General features: G+C 77.5%; 14 protein-coding genes. 5 read left to right on the top strand and 9 right to left on the bottom strand.

Translation table 11 applies throughout. The features are described from left to right. Positions 1-21: 21 nt before the first annotated feature. From RM555_RS16890 to RM555_RS16875, 4 genes are all read right to left on the bottom strand, one after another. Positions 22-2,115, bottom strand: coding sequence for an amino acid transporter (locus RM555_RS16890; RefSeq protein WP_311412649.1), 2,094 nt, complete (start codon positions 2,113-2,115; stop codon positions 22-24). Positions 2,116-2,200: 85 nt separating this feature from the next. Continuing rightward, a complete protein-coding gene (locus RM555_RS16885) occupies positions 2,201-2,602 on the bottom strand; it encodes a hypothetical protein (protein ID WP_311412648.1) in 402 nt (133 codons plus the stop codon). Between the two features lie 327 nt (positions 2,603-2,929). Further along, positions 2,930-3,700, bottom strand: coding sequence for a DUF5995 family protein (locus RM555_RS16880; protein ID WP_311412647.1), 771 nt, complete (start codon positions 3,698-3,700; stop codon positions 2,930-2,932). 109 nt (positions 3,701-3,809) lie between these two features. Continuing rightward, entirely contained in the window at positions 3,810-6,704 is a 2,895-nt protein-coding gene (locus RM555_RS16875) for a helix-turn-helix transcriptional regulator (RefSeq protein ID WP_311412646.1), read from the bottom strand. A 184-nt stretch (positions 6,705-6,888) separates the two neighbouring features. Here RM555_RS16875 and RM555_RS16870 point away from each other — a divergent pair, with 184 nt between their 5' ends. After that, complete coding sequence (locus RM555_RS16870) at positions 6,889-9,123, top strand: AAA family ATPase (RefSeq protein WP_311412645.1); 2,235 nt, start codon at positions 6,889-6,891, stop codon at positions 9,121-9,123. Positions 9,124-9,274: 151 nt separating this feature from the next. Here the strand turns inward: RM555_RS16870 and RM555_RS16865 are convergent, their stop codons facing one another. From RM555_RS16865 to paaI, 3 genes are all read right to left on the bottom strand, one after another. Then, entirely contained in the window at positions 9,275-9,841 is a 567-nt protein-coding gene (locus RM555_RS16865; protein WP_311412644.1) for a dienelactone hydrolase family protein, read from the bottom strand. A 72-nt stretch (positions 9,842-9,913) separates the two neighbouring features. Then, complete coding sequence (locus RM555_RS16860; protein WP_311412643.1) at positions 9,914-11,020, bottom strand: nucleotide disphospho-sugar-binding domain-containing protein; 1,107 nt, start codon at positions 11,018-11,020, stop codon at positions 9,914-9,916. A 70-nt stretch (positions 11,021-11,090) separates the two neighbouring features. Next, the gene (gene paaI, locus RM555_RS16855) at positions 11,091-11,543 is read right to left on the bottom strand and encodes a hydroxyphenylacetyl-CoA thioesterase PaaI (RefSeq protein ID WP_311412642.1); all 453 of its coding nucleotides are present in this window, start codon (positions 11,541-11,543) and stop codon (positions 11,091-11,093) included. A 277-nt stretch (positions 11,544-11,820) separates the two neighbouring features. Here paaI and RM555_RS16850 point away from each other — a divergent pair, with 277 nt between their 5' ends. After that, positions 11,821-12,318, top strand: a complete 498-nt coding sequence (locus RM555_RS16850; protein WP_311412641.1) for a fluoride efflux transporter FluC — start codon at positions 11,821-11,823, stop codon at positions 12,316-12,318. Continuing rightward, positions 12,315-12,677, top strand: a complete 363-nt coding sequence (gene crcB, locus RM555_RS16845) for a fluoride efflux transporter CrcB (RefSeq protein WP_132234770.1) — start codon at positions 12,315-12,317, stop codon at positions 12,675-12,677. Before RM555_RS16850 ends, crcB begins: the two co-directional genes overlap by 4 nt. Before the next feature lie 33 nt (positions 12,678-12,710). On the opposite strand, the gene RM555_RS16840 is transcribed toward crcB, so the two are convergent. Both RM555_RS16840 and RM555_RS16835 read right to left on the bottom strand, forming a co-directional pair. Further along, a complete protein-coding gene (locus tag RM555_RS16840; protein WP_132234772.1) occupies positions 12,711-13,046 on the bottom strand; it encodes a hypothetical protein in 336 nt (111 codons plus the stop codon). A 231-nt stretch (positions 13,047-13,277) separates the two neighbouring features. Further along, the gene (locus RM555_RS16835) at positions 13,278-14,498 is read right to left on the bottom strand and encodes an MFS transporter (RefSeq protein ID WP_311412640.1); all 1,221 of its coding nucleotides are present in this window, start codon (positions 14,496-14,498) and stop codon (positions 13,278-13,280) included. Between the two features lie 157 nt (positions 14,499-14,655). Here RM555_RS16835 and RM555_RS16830 point away from each other — a divergent pair, with 157 nt between their 5' ends. After that, positions 14,656-15,642, top strand: coding sequence for a LacI family DNA-binding transcriptional regulator (locus tag RM555_RS16830; RefSeq protein ID WP_311412639.1), 987 nt, complete (start codon positions 14,656-14,658; stop codon positions 15,640-15,642). Between the two features lie 230 nt (positions 15,643-15,872). Further along, on the top strand, positions 15,873-16,574 hold the full coding sequence (locus RM555_RS16825) for an alpha/beta hydrolase (protein ID WP_311412638.1): 702 nt from the start codon (positions 15,873-15,875) through the stop codon (positions 16,572-16,574). The last annotated feature ends 128 nt before the right edge of the window (positions 16,575-16,702 follow it).

Raw genomic sequence — 16,702 nt, 5'->3', positions numbered from 1 at the left:
GGGGCGAGGAGCGCCGCGCGGTCAGCCGCCGACGTGGATACCGGGCCGGCGGGCGGGGTCCGGCTCGGACTTGCGGATGATCTCCCGCACGACGGGCGGGGTGTCGCCGCGGCCGAGGATCAGGTAGCGCAGCAGGTGCGCGAGCGGGTTCCCCTCCGACCACTCGAAGTGGGCGTGCGGGCGTACGCCGGTGGCGTCGCGCAGCGCCAGCAGGATCGCCGCGATGGCGTTGGGGACGGCCGGGCTGCCGGCCCGCAGCACCCGGAAGCCACCCACCTCCACGCCGCGCACCCGCAGCACCTGGCTGAAGTCCGACGGGTCGACCACGTCGATCTCCAGGAAGAGGATGTCGCCCTCGCCGGGCACGGGATTCATCGACCGCTGCGCCCGTTCCTTGACCGTGTACTCCTTGACCGCGCCGCCCGCCCGCTTGTGCGCGATGAGGTGCAGCCGGCCGTCGTGCGCCACCGACTCGGCGATGAACCGGCGGGCCGGCTCGTCGAACTCGATGCGGTCCGTACGCAGCTCGGTGGTCCGGGTCACCCGCGAGACCAGCGAGACGACCACGATGCCGAAGACGAACAGCGCGGAGATGGCGATGCCGTCCGGCTTCGCGACGACGTTCTCGGCGAGGGCGTACAGCAGGACCAGGGTGAGCACGGCGAAGCCGCCGGCCGCGACGCGTTCCCGGCGGCGGGCCGCGGAGATCGTGACCGCCACGGCGGCGGAGACCATCATCGCGAGGATGCCGGTGGCGTACGCCCCGGCCTGGTCGTTGACGTCGGCCCGGAAGATCAGGGTGATCGCGACGCTGACCACGGTGTAGACGATCACGACGGGCCGCACGGCCCGGGCCCACTCCGGCGCCATCCCGTAGGTGGGCAGGTAGCGGGGCACGATGTTGATCAGGCCGGCCATCGCGGAGGCGCCGGCGAACCAGAGGATCAGCACGCTGCTGACGTCGTAGACGGTGCCGAACGCCTCCCCGAGGCGCTCGTGGGCGAGGTACGCCAGCGCCCGGCCGTTCGCGGCCCCGCCCGGCCCGAACTCCCGGGCGGGGATCAGCACGGTGGTCACAAGGGTGGTGGAGACCAGGTACACCGACATGACCAGCGCGGCGGTGGTGAGCAGCCGGCGGGTGTTGCGGATCCGCGCCGCCAGCCGGGCCTCGCGGTCCGCGCCCCCGCCCGCCACCAGCGGCATCATGCTCACCCCCGTCTCGAAGCCGGAGAGCCCCAGCACCAGCAGCGGGAACGCCAGCACGGCGGTCACCGCCACCTCCCCGGGGCCACCACCGACGCTCAGCGCGGCGGTCCAGTCCGACAGCGGTCGCGGGTCCGCCGCGATCCCGGCCAGCCCGTCCGCCACGATCAGCGCGTTCAGGACCAGGAAGACCGCGACCAGCGGGACGGCCACCGCGACCGCCTCCCGGAAGCCGAGCAGGAACACCCCGCCGAGGACGAGCAGCAGTACGACGGTGACGCCGACGGCCACGCCGGTGCCGCCGACGCTCTCGGGCAGGTGCGGGTTCTCCAGCAGGTGCACGGTCGCGTCGGCCGAGGAGAGGGTGATCGTGATGATCCAGGAGGTGGCCACGAAGCCGAGCAGGACCAGCACGAAGATCTTGCCGCGCCAGAACGGCAGCAGCCGCTCCAGCATCGCCACCGAGCCCTGCCCGTGCGGGCTCTCCCGGGCCACCCTGCGGTACATGGGCAGCATGCCGAACAGCGTCAGCGCGACGATGAGCAGGGTGGCCAGCGGGGAGAGCGCCCCGGCGGCCACGGCCGCGATCCCGGGCAGGTACGACAGGGTGGAGAAGTAGTCCACCCCGGTGAGGCACATGACCTGCCACCACGGCCGCGAGCGGGCCTGCCCCTCCGCCGCCTCGGGGCCGACCGGCTGCACCTGGTGCGCGAACAGCCACCGGCGCAGCGGGCTCAGCGGCGCGGCGGGCCGGGCGGGGCTGGCCTGCGCCTCGGGGACGGCGACCGGGTGCCCGGCGCGGTCGCCGGGCCGGGTGGGGTCCCGGGCGGCGCGCAGGTCCCGTGGCGGGCCGGCGGGCGGCGGCCGGCGACCACGCGTGCGCCGCGACCTCGGCCCGTGCTCGTCACGCATGCCCCCTCCCCACCCTCGGCCGTCCTGACCCGACCGTAGGCGGTCGCCGGCCGGCCGCCCGCCCGAACGGTGAAGCCGGGACGGCTCAGTCGCCGTCGCGGGCGGTCAGCACCCGGGCCAGGGCGTCGGGATCGGTCACGGTGACCGTCGCCCCGGGGTGCCGCAGCCACCCGCCGGGCAGCAGGGCGGGCACCGGCTCGGCGAAGCGCAGGCAGAGCCCGGCGGCGGTGCTGCTGGCGAAGGTGACGCCGGCGTCGGCCAGCGAGAGGCGCACGCCGATCCCCCGCCACCAGCGGTACGGCCCGGTGGGCGCGACGCCGACGACGTTGTCCCGGGCGGTGCGCAGCTGCCACGGGCCGAACCGGACCACCAGCTCGGCCCGGTCGACGCCGACCCAGGCGGTCGCCGGCCGGACGCCCACCAGCGCGAGCGCCGGCCGGAAGACCGGGTCGAAGCGGAACGCGAACCGGTGCGCCTCGCCGGTCATCGCGCGCCGCCCCGGGCGGTGGGTCGGGCGTCGCCCGGTCGGGCGGGACGGGGCGGGGCGACGGGCCGGGGACGGGGTCGGGCGGCGGGCCGACGGGCCGGGTGACTCATGGCGCGGGCGTACCCGGTGCGGGCCGGCCGACACCCCCCGGGCCGGCCGACCCGCGAACCCCTCGTCCCGTCCCGGGCCGCGCGGACCCCCCGGGCCGCGCGGACCGTTCCCCGACCCGGGCCCGTCGCCCCCGACGAACGAGCCCTGGTCCGGCGGGGACGCGTCCCCGCGCTCCGCCGGGTGCCGGGTGCGGAGCGCGGGGACCCCCCGTCACGGCTACTGCAGGAACGCCCCGAGGGGCGAGAGCAGCAACCGACCGAGCGCCGCGGCGGTGTCGTCCAGCCGCGCGCGCTCGCACTCGTGGGCGGCCGGGTCGTGCCGGCACCGCCAGATCTTCTGCGCGTTGCGCCAGGCGACGTCGCGGGTGTACTCGACCAGTTCCCCCTGGTACCAGTCGTCGATGTCGCCGTTGAGCATGTCGATGAGCAGCTGCCACCGCTCCAGGTAGCCGCGCCGCAGACCGGGGATCTTGTCCGCGAAGATGTTGTTGATCTCCAGGTAGTCGCGGTGCTGGTCGGTGCCGTCCACCGGCTCCGACTCCAGGCTGTCGAACGTGGTCACCAGCGCGAACGGCAGGTCGAAGTTGATGTGCGCGTTCACCCCGGCGGCCGCCGACGGCAGCGGGCGGGCGTCCGGCCCGCGCATCCGCTGGAACAGGCAGGCCCAGGCCTTCGGCGTACCCGGGCTGGAGTCGGTCCACAGCCGCATCGCGTCGAAGTAGCGGGCCGCGAACTCCACGTCGAGCCGGGACAGGAACACCGGGTCGGCGAACCGGTCGTCGTAGAGCCCGTTCAGCACGCTCTCGGTGATCGTCAGGTACAGCCGGTTGAAGTCGGCCAGCGGGCAGCTCGCCTCCAGCGGAGGCAGCCGGACCAGCATGTCCTGGAGCTTGGTGAGGTGGTCGACCACCGCCGGCACGTCGGCCGGATGGTCGGCGAGCAGATCGACGATGTCCCGATGCACGGGCCCCCACACCGGTTCCGTCATCTCTCCTCCACAGTGGTTCCCGGCACCCCCGTGCCGTCGGCGACGCAGCACAGCCTGCCAGTCGGCGACGGCCGGCCGGATCAGTAGAACGACGTATCCGCGCCGCGCGTCAGCCGGGCCGGTTGCGTAGGAAGATCGCGCTGGCCTGCACCCGGGTGCGGACCTGGAGCTTGTCGAAGATGTGCGAGACGTGCACGCCGATGGTGCGCTCGCTGATGAACAGCCGCTGGCCGATCTCCCGGTTGGTGAGCCCCTCGGCGACGGCGGCGAGCACCTCCCGCTCCCGGGCCGTCAGCGCCGCCAGCTCGTCGCCGTCCACCCCGGCGGCCGGAGCGCCGGTGGCCGGACGCTCCTCCAGCGACACCCGGGCCCGGCCGGCGAGGGTACGGATCTCCAAGGTCAGCGGCACCGCGCCGAGCCCCTGTGCCACCTCGTACGCCTGGCGCAGCAGCTTGGCCGCCGTGGCGCTGCGGCTGCGCCGGGCCAGCAGCGCCTCGGCCTGCCGCAGCCGCGAGTAGGCCGCCGGGTAGGGGTGGTGACGGCGGTCCCACTGCGCCACCGAGCGGGCCCACAGCTCCGGGTCGCTGCTGTCGAGGCGGCTCACCTCGGCGGCGCACAGCGCCAGGAAGCCGTCCACCACGTCGCGCACCGGGCGGGCGGCGTGCTCGCTCTTGCGGGCGACCCGGTCGGCCACCTCCCGCAGCCGCCGCACCGCCGTCGGGTCGACGGCCACGGCGCGGCCGGCGTGCGCCTCGGCCTCGGCCCGCAGGCCGTGCCACACCAGCGCGGCGAGGATGCCCACGTCGTCGGAGCGGCTCTCGGTCAGGCCGCGCTGCACCGCCTGCCGGGCCAGGTCGTGCCGGCCCTGCCACATGGCCAGCCCCGCCCGCAGGGTGAGCAGCGGGATCACGTGCCGCGCCCCGCCGCCGGCGAGCATCGTGGCCACCGCGTCCAGGTCGCGGTCGGCGGCCTCGACGTCGCCGTAGCCCACCGACAGCCGGCAGCGCGCCAGCAGCAGCTCCACCGCGTCCGCGCCGGAGGGGCGGTGCCGCAACGCCGCCGCGACGACCTTCTCCGCCTCGGCCCACTGCCCGACGCGGAACAGCCCGTTGGTGGCGATGGCCAGCAGCCGGGTCTCGTACGTGCGGCCCAGGCCGAGCTCGGCCATCCGCTCGGCGCCCCGGCGGGCCACCACGACGCCCTCCTCCAGCACGTTGAGCGGGCCGGTCAGCAGCTCCGCCAGGTGCAGGTACGCGCACGCCACGTCCTCCGGGCGGCCGGAGCGCTCGGCGGTCTCCAGCGCGCGGCGCATCACCGCCAGCCCGGCGTCCGGGTCCTCCAGGTACGCCTCCGAGAAGCCGAGCGCGGCGCTGGCCAGCACCACCTCCGACGTGGAGCCCGGCACCTCGGCGGCCAGCTCCAGCGCCTCCCGGGCCCGCCGGCCCGCGTCGGCGTACCGGCCGAGGTGCAGCAGCAGCTCGGCCAGGTGTGCCGCGGCCGTGGCCCGCTCCCGGGGCGTGCAGTCGGCGGCCTCCAGGGCCAGCCGGTACTCCGCCTCGGCCGGCGCCGAGCGGCCGGCGGCGGCCAGGTAGCGGGCCCGGCGGATGCGCAGCGCGCAGGCCGACGGGTCGGGGTCGGCGGCGGCCAGTTCCTCGATCAGCGTCAGCGCCCGGGCGTGCTCGCCGCAGTGGTGGGCGGCCTCGGCGGCGTGCCTGAGCAGCGTGACCCGGCCCACGTCCGGCGGTGCGACGCCCGGCGCGGCGGCCAGCTGCAACGCGACCGACCAGTGCCGGTGCGCCTCGGCCCAGCCGTGCAGCCGCTCGGCCTCCCGGGCCGCGGCCGTCGCCGCCGGCAACGCCCGCGCCGGCTCGCCGGCCAGCCGCCAGTGGTGCGCCAGGCGCGCCTGGTGCAGCTCCGCCGGGGCCGCGGTGAGCGCCTCGGCGTAGCGGCGGTGCAGGGCGGCCCGCTCGGCCGGCAGCAGCTCGTGCTCCAGCACCTCGGCGACCAGTCGGTGTCGCAGCCGGTAGCCGTCGTCCGCGCTCACCAGCAGCCGGTGGGCGACCGCCGCCCGGGCCGCCACGATCAGCTCGTCCTCGGGCAGCCGCACCACCCGGGCCAGCAGCCAGTGCGCCACCGGCTCGACGCCGGCCGCCACCGCGTGCACCACGGCGTGCGCGTGCTGCGGCAGCGCGTCCACCCGGGCCAGGAAGATCTCGCGCAGCGTGTCGGAGAGCTCGTCCCGGCCGTCGCGCAGGTCGCGGGCCAGCTCCTCCACCACGAACGGGTTGCCGCCGCTGCGCCGCCACACCAGCTCCGCCGCCTCCGGGGTGAGCGCCCGGCCGACCACGGCGGTGGCGAGCCGGTCGGTGCCGGCCCGGTCCAGCGGGGCCAGGTCGAGCACCCGCACCGTACGCAGCCGGCGCAGCTCGGTGAGCACCCGGCGCAGCGGGTGCGCGCCCTGCAACGACTCCGCCCGTACCGCCGCGAGCACCGACAACTGGAGGTCGCCCAACCCGGCCAGCAGGTAGAGCAGCAGCTGGCGGGTGCTGCGGTCGACCCACTGGAGGTCGTCCAGGACAAGCACCAGCGGCCGCCCCTCGGCGATCAGGTGCAGCCCCCGCGAGACCCGCTCCAGCAGCGCCCCGGCGCCGTCCGGGCCGGCGGTCTCCTCGGCGAACACCCCCAGGAGGTCACGGACCGCCGAGGAGGTCCGGGCCTGGGCGCCGGTCAGTTCGGCGTCGAGGCGGCGCAGCGCCTGGAGCAGCGGGTGCAGGGGCGACGCGTCGCCGATGTCCAGACAGGAGCCGGTGAGCACCAGGGCCCCGGCGTCGCGCAGCCGGGCGCCCACCTCGCGCAGCAGCCGGGTCTTGCCGACGCCGCTCTCGCCGGTGAGGAAGACGGCGGCGGTGTTTCCCTGCGTGACGTCGTCGAGCAGCACGGATCGTACGGTCGTCACCAGGTCGGCCCGGCCGACGAGTGGTGCGGTGTCCACGTCGCTGGCCATGGCACGCAGCCTAGTCAAGTGCCCCCGCACCGTTCTACGGGTCTTTCGCGCCTGCGGTACTCCTCGCGTCGAGATCGCGACCGACGGTTGCGCAGGGTGGACATACGTCGTTCGGCAGATCCCCCGTCGGCCCATCGGTGACAGTGTCCGAGGCGTCGTCAGCACCGTGGGGAAGGCGGGTGCGATGCCCATGGCCACCATCGTCGCCGGTTCGCAGCGGTCCACCTCGGCAGGCTGGCCGGTACCGGAGGAGAAACGCCTCGTCACGGTGCTGTTCGTCGACATCGTCGGGTCGACCGCGCTCGTCGACCGGCTCGACCCCGAGGACGTGCGGATTCTGCAACGGGCGTACTTCGACACCGTGGGCGGGGTGCTGCGCCGGTGGCACGGGGTGGTCGAGAAGTACGTCGGCGACGCGGTGATGGCCCTGTTCGGGGCCCGCCGGTCCGACGGGTTCGACGCGTACCGGGCGGTGCGGGCGGCGCTGGAGATCCAGGGGGCCCTCGACCGGCGACCGCCGCCCGGCGCGCCGCACCTCCGGGTCCGCGCCGGGGTGGCCACCGGTGAGGCGCTGGTGGACCTCGCCGCGGCGCGCGACGGCGGGCACGGCGTGGCCAGCGGCGCGGTGATCACCACCGCCGCGCGGTTGCAGGAGTACGCCCCGCCGGGCGGGGTGGCGCTCTGCGCGGCCACCCACCGCGCCACCGTGGGGCTGGTCGACCAACGCCGCGTACCGCCGGTGGCCCTGGCCGGCAAGGCGCTGCCGGTCGACGTGTGGCACGCCACCGGCACCATCCGACCGGCCCCGGCCCGGCACGAGGGGCCACTGGTCGGGCGGCGACGGGAACTGGCCGCCGCCCGGGACCTGATCGTCCGGGCCGTGCGGGGCCGCGACCCGCGCTGGCTGTCGCTGGTCGGTCCCGCCGGCAGCGGGCGCAGCCGACTGCTGCACGAGCTGACCCGGGCGGTACGGACCGTGGACGGGGTGCCGGTGCGCTGGTGCGTCGCGCACTGCCCGCCGTACCCGGAGCCCCTGGCGCCCGTCGCGGACCTGGTGCGCGGGCTCGCCGGCCTCCGCGCCGGTGAGCCGCCCGCGACGGTACGGCGACGCCTCACCGCCGCCCTCACGGACCTGGTGCCGCCCGCCGGCCTGTCCGAGGCGGTGTACGCGCTGGAGGCGCTGCTGGGCACGCCGGACGGCTCCGGCGACGCGGCGCGGGGCGCCGAGGTGGCGCGGGAGGCGCTGCTGGGGCTCGCCGCCCGGCAGCCGGTGATGGTGGCGGTGGACGATCTCGACCGGGGCACCGCGCCGCTGCACCGCTTCCTGCGCCGGCTCTTCGCGGCGGCCACTGCGCGGTCGCTGCCGCTGGTGGTGGTGACCCTGCACCGTCCGGAAGGGACGGGTGTGCTGCCCTGCCCGCGGGACCGGCAACACCGGTTGGCGGTGCCGCCGCTGCGCCCGGTCGAGACCGGACGGCTGCTGCGCCACCTGCTCGGCCGGGCGGACCGGCCGACGGCGGCGATCGTTCGGCTGCTGCCGCTGGTCGGCGGCAATCCGGGGCGGGCCGTCGCGTACGTGGCGTCGCCGGACGCGGCGCGGTCCGTGCCGGAGGCGGTGCGCCGGGAGGTCGACGCCCGGCTGGACCGCCTGGACGGGGCGCGGCGGGCCGCGCTGATGGCCGTCGCGACCGTCGGCGCGGGGATCACCGCCGCGACGGTGGCGCGCCTGCTCGACTGGGCCCCCGGGCGGGCCGCCCCGGTGCTGCGCGCCCTGGCCGCGACGGGTCTGCTGGTCACCCGCCCCGACGGCCGGTACGCCGTCGCCGACGCGGTGGTCCGCGAGGTCGCGTACGCCCGGCTGCCGAGGGCGGCGCGGGCCGCGTTCGCCCGCCGGGCCGGGCGGCCGGCGGAGTCGGACGCCCCGTCGGTGCCCGTCGTCGTGCACGCCCCCACCGCCGACGTGCGGCCGGCGCGCGTCGACGCCGACCGCCCGGCGGCCCGGAACGCCCGCGGGTCGCACCCGGCACCACTGCGCCGGCCCGCCGCCGCGCCCCGTTTCTCCGCCACGCCCCGGCCCGCCACCACGCCTCAGGTCGTGACCTCGCCCCAGGTCGCGACCCTGCCCCGAGTCGCCGACGTGCCCCGGGTCGCGGTGGTGCCGGGGGCGCGTCCCGTGCCCGGTCCGCTGGTCGCCGTCCCCTCGGAACGTGTCGGGGACGGCCGGGTGGTGGAACTGCGCGGATGGACCGCCGCCCGCGGTCGCGTCCCCTCGGCCGACCCCGATCCGACGGCCGCCCTCGACCGCTCGACCGGCCAAGGTCCGACGTCAGCCCTCGGGGCGGGCGGGTCGGCGCGGCGGCAGGGGCGCGGGCAGCGGCCGAGATGGGTCCTGCCGCGCGGCACGCCGATCGCGGCGTGAGCGGGCTGGCAAGGGTGCCGGCCGCCCCGTCGAACGGCGACCCGGCGCACCTGGCGCAGAACGTGGCGGCCGGGGCGATCCGGCTCACCCCCGAGGACCTGGCCCGCCTCCGCTGACCGCGGGCGCCCCGCCCGCGCGGCGTGGTGGCGCGTCAGCGACCGTCGAGGAAGGCGACCGCCCGCTCCCACGTCCGACTGGCGGCCGCCGGGTCGTGGTCGGGCAGGTCGGGATCGGTGTAGAGGTGGCCGACGCCGGGATAGCGGTGGACGCTCAGCTCCGCGCCCGCGCCGGTGATCGCCCGCTGCCACCGGCCGAGCTCGGGCTCCGGGGGGTATTCGTCCGGGTCGGCCATGTGCAGCTGCACCGGCAGGCCCGGTCGGACCGCCTCCGGCACACCGCCGGCGCCGTGCAACAGCAGCAGCGCGGCGGCGGTGGGGCGCTCGGCCAGCAGCGCGCCGGCCACCGCGGCCCCCATGGAGAACCCCGCCAGCACCGCGTCGGGCGGCGCCTCGTGCAGCGCCGCCCTGGCCCGGCCCATCACGGCCACCTCGCCCACCTCCTCGAGCAGGGCGAAGCCCGCCTCGATCGTGTCGACGGCCGGCGCGCCGTAGAGGTCGGGGGTGACGACGTGGTGGCCGGCGGCGCGCAGCCGGTCGGCGGCCACCAACACGGCGGGTCGCAGCCCGTAGGCGGAATGAAACAGCACGACGTGTCCCATCGGGACATTCTGTCTGACGAATGCGACAGGGCCGGGCCGCCGCGCTGACCCGCCGCCGACGCCGGCGCCGGGTCAGCCCAGCGATTCCAGGCGCCGCACCAGCTCGCCCGGCGCCGGCATCGCGGCGATCTCGGCGCTGACCTGCCGCGCCGCGTCGCGCAGCGCGGTGTCGGTGACGAGCCGGGTCAGGGTGTCGGCGGTGATGTCGCGGGTGCGGGCGGCGATGCCGGCCCCGCGCGCGGCCACCAGCTCGGCGTTGTGCCGCCGGTCGCCCGCCCCGACGGTGGCCAGCTGCGGCACCCCGGCGATCAGCCCGCTCAGGACGCTGCCCGCGCCGCCGTGGTGGACCAGCGCCGCGCTCGCCGGCAGGGCCGCGGGGACCGGGATCCAGTCGACCGTACGCACGTTGCCGGGCAGCGCCCGGCGGGCCAGCCGCGCCTCCGGGCGGACCAGCACGAACTCGGCGTCGACCCGGTCGGCGACGGCGACCACGGCCGGCATCGGTCCGGCGCTGCCGGGGCCGGCGACGGTGCTGCGGCTGACCAGCACCCGTGGCCGCTCCCCCGGCTCGCGCAGCCAGTCCGGCAACTCGCCGCCCGCCTCGGTGGCGTAGCGCATCGGCCAGCCGTCCTGACGCAGCACGCTGGGCGGGGCGACGGCGATCGCGGCGGCCGGCGGCGGCAGCTCGGTCAGGCCGTGCCGGCGCAGCGCCGGCCCCAGCCGCGCCAGGGTCGCCCGGGCCAGCTCGCGGCCGTCGAAGAGGGCGTTCTCCTGGCGTACGGCGGGCACGCCGAGCGTCGCGGCGGCGAGGGCGCCGGCCACCGCGAACGGCTCGTGGACCACCAGGTCGGGCCGCCACTGCCCGGCGAGGGCGACCACCCCGTCGGCGAGCTGGTCGTTGACGGCGCCGAAGAGCAGCCCGGCGCCCCGGGTGCCGGCGGTGCCGGCCAGTTCTGCCCGCGCGGTCAGCGGGTGGCGCAGCAGCACGCGGCGGGCGATGCGGCCGAAGTCGAACGCGGGCGCGACGTCGCGCGCCGGCAGCCCGGGGCGCACCGCCCGCAGCCCGTCGGCGGCGGTGGCGACGAGCACCTCGTGCCCGGCGTCGCGCAGTGCGGCGGCCAGCGGCAGCAGCGGAGCGACGTGCCCGATCAACGGCGCGGAGACCACCAGTACTCGCACCGCGCCGATGCTAGCCGCGCCCGAGCCCGTCGTGGGGGCACCGGACGAAGCGGCCCGGACGGCGGCGGGGTCAGCCGGCGGTCGGGGGCAGGGTGCGACTGCGGCCCCGGAACTCGGCCACCACCGCGCCGTCGTCCCGGGTGACGGTGACGTCGTAGATGCCGCTGCGGCCGTACCGGGTGCGCTCGGTGGCGTGCGCCGTCAGCAGGTCACCCTCGTGGGCGGGACGCACGAAGCTGATCTCGCCGCCGGCGGCGACGGTGGCCGGGCCGTGGCTGTTGCAGGCCAGCGCGAAGGCGGTGTCGGCGAGCAGGAACACGAACCCGCCGTGGGCGATGGCGTGGCCGTTGACCATCGCGCCGGTCACCCGCATCCGGGCCACCGCCGCGCCGCCGGCGGCCTCGACCAACTCGATGCCGAGCCCCCGGCTGGCGACGTCGGCGGCGAACATGGCGTACGCGGCGTCGCGCCCGGCCACCTCAGCCGTCCCGCCGTCGCTCGACGATCGCCCCGTCCCGCCCATCGACCGCTCCACGCCCGCCCGGGGCGGCCCCCTCGACCGCCGGTCCCGGTACCGTACGCCGGCCCGCGTGCCCGGGACCAACGCACCCGGCACGGGCCCTCCGGGTCCGGGTCGCGCCGCGCTGTCCTGGTCGCAGTGGTGGGACCGGGCGGGGCGGCCCCGACCGCCGCAGTCCTGCGCTGACGCGCCCGGGACGACGCCCCGACGACCGCCGCGCCGGACGCTAGGCTGGCGGGCGCGCCGAGGTCACACCCGTGGCACCGGCGGGGAGGGCGAGGTGACCGGGCCGGATCCGCGGGTCGACCCCGACGTCGACCTGCGCGTACCCGCCGACCGGGGCGAGCTGGCCACCCGCCCCGGCGCGGTGCTCGGGTCCGTCGCGGCCGGCGGCGCGCTCGGCGCCCTGGCCAGGGCCGGCCTCCAGCACGCCGTCCCGCACGGCCCGACGGGCTTCCCGTGGGCGACCTTCGCCGTCAACCTGACCGGATGCCTGCTGATCGGCGTCCTGATGGCGGCGCTGGAGCGCTCCGGTGGCCGCCGACCGCTGCTGCGCCCGTTCCTCGGCGTGGGCGTCCTCGGCGGCTACACCACCTTCGCCACGTACGCCGTGGACGTCCGCCTGGCGCTCGACGCCGGCGCCCCGGAGGTCGCCCTGGGCTACCTGGCCGCCACCCTGCTCGGGGCGCTGGCCGCGGTCTGGCTCGGCGACGCCGTTGCCGGCCGGCTGCTCGACGCCGCGCGCCACGGCCGGCGGCAGCGCGGGGCCGGCCGGTGACCGTCCTGCTGATCGCGCTCGGCGCGGCCGTCGGCGCGCCCCTGCGCTACCTGACCGACCGGGCGGTGCAGGCCCGGCTCGGCAGCGCCTACCCGTGGGGCACGCTGACCGTCAACGTGACCGGGTCGCTGCTGCTCGGTCTCCTGGCCGGGCTGCCCGTCGGCCCGACCGCCGGCGCCCTGCTCGGCACCGGCTTCTGCGGCGCGCTGACCACGTACTCCACGTTCGGGTACGAGACGCTGCGGCTGGCGCGCCGGGGCCGGCGGTTTCTCGCGCTGGTCAACGTGCTGTCCAGCGTGGCCGCCGGCCTCGGCGCCGCCACCGTCGGCTTCGCCCTGGCCCGGGCCGTCGCCGGCTGAACGGGCGGTTCCGCTGGCGGTCCAGCGGGCGGTTCAGCGGGCGTGGCGCTCCGGGTGGGCCCGGTTCCACGCCCGCATCCGCTCCGGGTAGCCGGTGCGGGCAGCCTCGTACAGCGGCACCGCGTGCTTGCGGGCGATGGAGCCGGCGGCGCGCGGCGAGCCGGTGCGACGGCGGATCCACTCGCCGTCGTGGGCGATGGCGACCACGGTGGTGTCGGTCGCCGTGGTCTCCGGTTCCAGATAGAACTCCACGCCCCGGCGGCTGGCCACGAACGCCTCCAGCGCGGCCAGGTCCTCCCGGGTCGCCTCGCGGTCGAGCTTCGTCGGGGTCGCGTCGGCGGCGCGCGGCCGCCGGTTGAACCAGCCCATGCCCGGCTCCTCTCCTCGGCGTCTCCCCAAGTGCAGCACCGCCACCTGGCAATCCCCTGCGCCGCGCCTGGGAGCCCCCTGCGCGCGCCGCTCGTCGCCGCGCGGCCGGTCGTCGCCGCGCGGCCGGTCGTCGCCGCGCGGCCGGTCGTCGCCGCGCGGCCGGTCGTCGCCGCGCGGCCGGTCGTCGCCGCGCGGGCCCGCTCCCGGCGGGGCGACGGGCCGGGTGACCGCTCAGCGGGCCGGCGGGCGGGTGGCCGGCACCAGGGCGAGGGTGGGCAGCAGCAACAGTGGCACCACGAGCAGGGCCCGCAGGGTGCCGACCCGGTCGCCGAGCAGGCCGAGCAGCGGGGGGCCGGCGAGGAACGCCGTGTAGCCGATCACGGCGACCACGCTGACCCGGGCCGGCGCCCGCCGCTCGTCGTCGGCAGCCGCGCTCATCCCCACCGGGAAGCCCAGCGACGCGCCGAGCCCCCAGAGCGCGACGCCGGCGATCGCCACCGGCCCGGAGTCGGCGAGTACCGCGACGCCCGCGCCGAGCGTGGCGAGCAGGATCGTGGTGGACAGGACGGGCACCCGGCCCCACCGGTCCAGCGCGACGGTGCCTGCCGTGCGGCCCAGGGTCATGCCGACGACGAAGACGCCGAAGACCGCGGCCCCGGCCGCCTCACTGAGGCCGTGGCCGTCGATGAAGGCGACCGCCAGCCAGTCGCTGGCGCTGCCCTCGGCGAACGCCGACACCAGCACCAGCAGGCCGACGAGCAGGGTGCGGGGCTCCCGCCAGGCGGCGAGCAGTTCACGGCGGCGCTCGGCCGGAGCGGCCGACGCGGAGGCGGTGCCGCTCTCGGCCACCGGCAGGAACGACCGGACGGCCAGCAGCGTGCCGAGCAGCACCACCGCGGCCAGCGCGGCGAGGTGCGCGGCGACCGGCACGCCAAGGCGGGCCGCCCCGGCGCCGAGCCCGGCCCCGGCCACGGACCCGAGGCTCCACGCCGCGTGGAAGCGGGGCATGACCGTGCGCCCCAGCCGCCGCTCGACCGCCGCGCCCTCGACGTTCATCGCCACGTCGCAGAGGCCGGAGCCGTAGCCGACGGCGCACAGCCCCACCGCGACCCCGGCCAGGGAGCCGGCCACGGCGGCGACCCCGGTCACCGTCAGCCCGGCCGCGAGGAGCAGGGTGGAGAGCGCGACCGTGCGGGCCGCCCCGAGCCGCTGGGCCACCAGGCCGGCGGTGGGCATCGCGAGCAGCGCGCCGACGGACATGGCCAGCAGCAGCAGCCCGAGCCGACCCGCGCTGAGCCCGAGCGCGTCCCGGGCGGCGGGCACCCGGGAGAACCAGGTGGCCACGGCCAGGCCGTTGAGCGCGAAGACCACGGCCACGCCGGTACGGGCGGCCAGCACCGCCCGGGGCACGACCGGGCGCGGCGCGGCGGGCGGGGCGACGGTGCGGCTCACGGTGGCGGTCCTCTCGCCTCGGGTGGTCTACCGCCCGATCCCACACCTGAGAGCGCTCTCAGGACAACCCGGTCCCACCCCTTACCGTCAGCACGCCGGAGGGGGATGATTCGGTCGACCGTCCACTCCGCGACGGCCGACGACGGGGAGGACCGGAATGGCGACGACACACCGACCACCGACCCTGGAGGACGTCGCCCTGGCGGCGGGCGTCTCCCGGGCCACCGCCTCGCGGGTGCTCGCCGGCACCGGCTACGCCTCCCCCGCCGCCCGCGAGCGGGTGAACGTCGCCGCCGACCGGCTCGGCTACGCGCCGAACCCGGCCGCCCGCGCGCTCGTCCAGGGCACCGGGTTCCGGCTGGTGGTGGCGGTGACCGGCACCGCCGCGACGGTCCTCGACGACCCGTACGTCCACCGGGTGCTCGGCGCGTGCGCCCGGGTCTGCGCGCCACACGGGCTCGGGGTGGCGCTGCACTGGCTGCCCACCCGGTCGCCGGGCGAGGTGCGCCGGCTGGCCGCGGACCGCAGCGTCGGCGGGGTCGTCCTGATCAACACCACCGAGGGGGTGCTGGACGCGATCCCGGCGAGGCTGCGCGGTCGGGTGGCCTCGATCGGCATCGGCTCCGCCCTCGTTCCCGCCTTCGACGTGGACAACGGCGGCGGCACCGAGGCCGTGGTCCGGCACCTGTACGCCACCGGGCGCCGCCGCATCGCCATGGTGACCGGGCCTCGCTGGCTGTCCTGCGCCGGCCGGTCGGTCGGCGCGTACCGGCGGATCGTGCGCGACGCCGCCCTGCCGGAGCGGCTGGTGCCGGGCGATTTCAGCGCGGACCGCGGCCGGGCGGCGGCCCGGGAGGTGCTGGAGCGCTGGCCGGACACGGACGCGATCGTCGGCAGCAGCGACGCGACCGCGCTCGGGGTGATCGACCTGCTGCGCGGCGACGGCGTCCAGGTGCCCGGGGACGTCGCGGTCACCGGCTTCGACGACATCCCGCTCGCCGCGATGACCACCCCCGCGCTGACCACGGCGACGCATCCGGTGACGCAGATCGCCACGGCGGCGGCGACGGCCGTGCTGGACAGGCGACCGGTGCCGCCGGCGACGATGTTCCCGTCCCGGCTGGTCCGCCGCGTGAGCGGATGAGCCGGCCCGGCCGCAGCCGCGCCGGCGGGACCCGCCGGTGGACGACCGCGCCCCTCGCCGACCGCCCGGTGGCAGGCCGCGCCGCTCGCCGACCGCGCCGTGGCGAGCCGGGTGGCGGGCCGCGGGGCCTCGCTGATCACGCGCGTGGCGGATCGCGTCGGTGGGATTGCGGGTCGGGTTGGCGGGTAACCGCCGGCGCATGCCCGCCCAGGACGAGGAGCGGTGATCCGGTGACCGAGCCCGCGCCGCCGCACCGGCAGCCGGCGGAGAACGCCCGGCACGGCCGACTCGCCGCGCGTCCGGCGCCGCCGACCGCCCTGGCCGCCGCCGGGCTGGCGTCGCTGACCGACCCGCGGGGTGCCGCGCCGGCGATGGTGTACGCCCCGGAGCCGGTCGACGGGCCGCCGTACCGGCTGGTGCTGCTCCTGCACGGGGCCGGCGGCTCGGCCCGGCAGGGGCTGGACCTGCTGCTGCCGGTCGCCGACGCGCACCGGCTGCTGCTGGTCGCCCCGCAGGCGGTGGCGAGCAGTTGGGACCTGATCGGCGGCGAGGGCTTCGGGACGGACGTACGGCGCATCGACGACCTGCTGGCCACCACCTTCGCCGGCTACCCCGTGGCCCGGGTGGCGTTCGGCGGGTTCTCCGACGGCGCCTCGTACGCCCTCTCCCTCGGCCTGACCAACGGCGACCTGGTCGACGCGGTGCTGGCCTTCTCCCCCGGCTTCGCCGCGCCGCTGGTGACCCACGGCCGGCCCCGGGTCTACGTCTCGCACGGCACGCGGGACCCCGTCCTGCCGGTGGACGTGTGCAGCCGTCGCCTGGTCCCCCGCCTGCGCTCGCTCGGCTACGACGTCACCTACGACGAGTTCCCCGGCGCCCACGAGATCCCTGCCCCCATCCGCACCCGCGCCACCACCTGGCTGACCACCTGACCCCGCCCCCGCTGCCGCTGCCGTCGATCATGCAGTTCTGGTGGGCGATGTGGGTGCTGTGCGGCATTCGTGGGGCACCACGACTGCATGATCGACGATGAGGCGGGCGGGGCGACGTCGGGCGACGG

Source organism: Micromonospora reichwaldensis (assembly GCF_031845925.1).
Lineage (GTDB): Bacteria > Actinomycetota > Actinomycetes > Mycobacteriales > Micromonosporaceae > Micromonospora > Micromonospora reichwaldensis.
This window is presented reverse-complemented; position numbering and strand designations above follow the sequence as displayed.

Coding starts and splice junctions, on each gene's coding strand:
- paaI (WP_311412642.1), bottom strand. CDS start 11,543: ATGGGCGGGACGGGGCGATCGTCGAGCGACGGCGGGACGGCTGAGGTG.
- RM555_RS16865 (WP_311412644.1), bottom strand. CDS start 9,841: ATGGGACACGTCGTGCTGTTTCATTCCGCCTACGGGCTGCGACCCGCC.
- RM555_RS16890 (WP_311412649.1), bottom strand. CDS start 2,115: ATGCGTGACGAGCACGGGCCGAGGTCGCGGCGCACGCGTGGTCGCCGG.
- RM555_RS16870 (WP_311412645.1), top strand. CDS start 6,889: ATGCCCATGGCCACCATCGTCGCCGGTTCGCAGCGGTCCACCTCGGCA.
- RM555_RS16880 (WP_311412647.1), bottom strand. CDS start 3,700: ATGACGGAACCGGTGTGGGGGCCCGTGCATCGGGACATCGTCGATCTG.
- RM555_RS16830 (WP_311412639.1), top strand. CDS start 14,656: ATGGCGACGACACACCGACCACCGACCCTGGAGGACGTCGCCCTGGCG.
- RM555_RS16885 (WP_311412648.1), bottom strand. CDS start 2,602: ATGACCGGCGAGGCGCACCGGTTCGCGTTCCGCTTCGACCCGGTCTTC.
- RM555_RS16840 (WP_132234772.1), bottom strand. CDS start 13,046: ATGGGCTGGTTCAACCGGCGGCCGCGCGCCGCCGACGCGACCCCGACG.
- RM555_RS16875 (WP_311412646.1), bottom strand. CDS start 6,704: ATGGCCAGCGACGTGGACACCGCACCACTCGTCGGCCGGGCCGACCTG.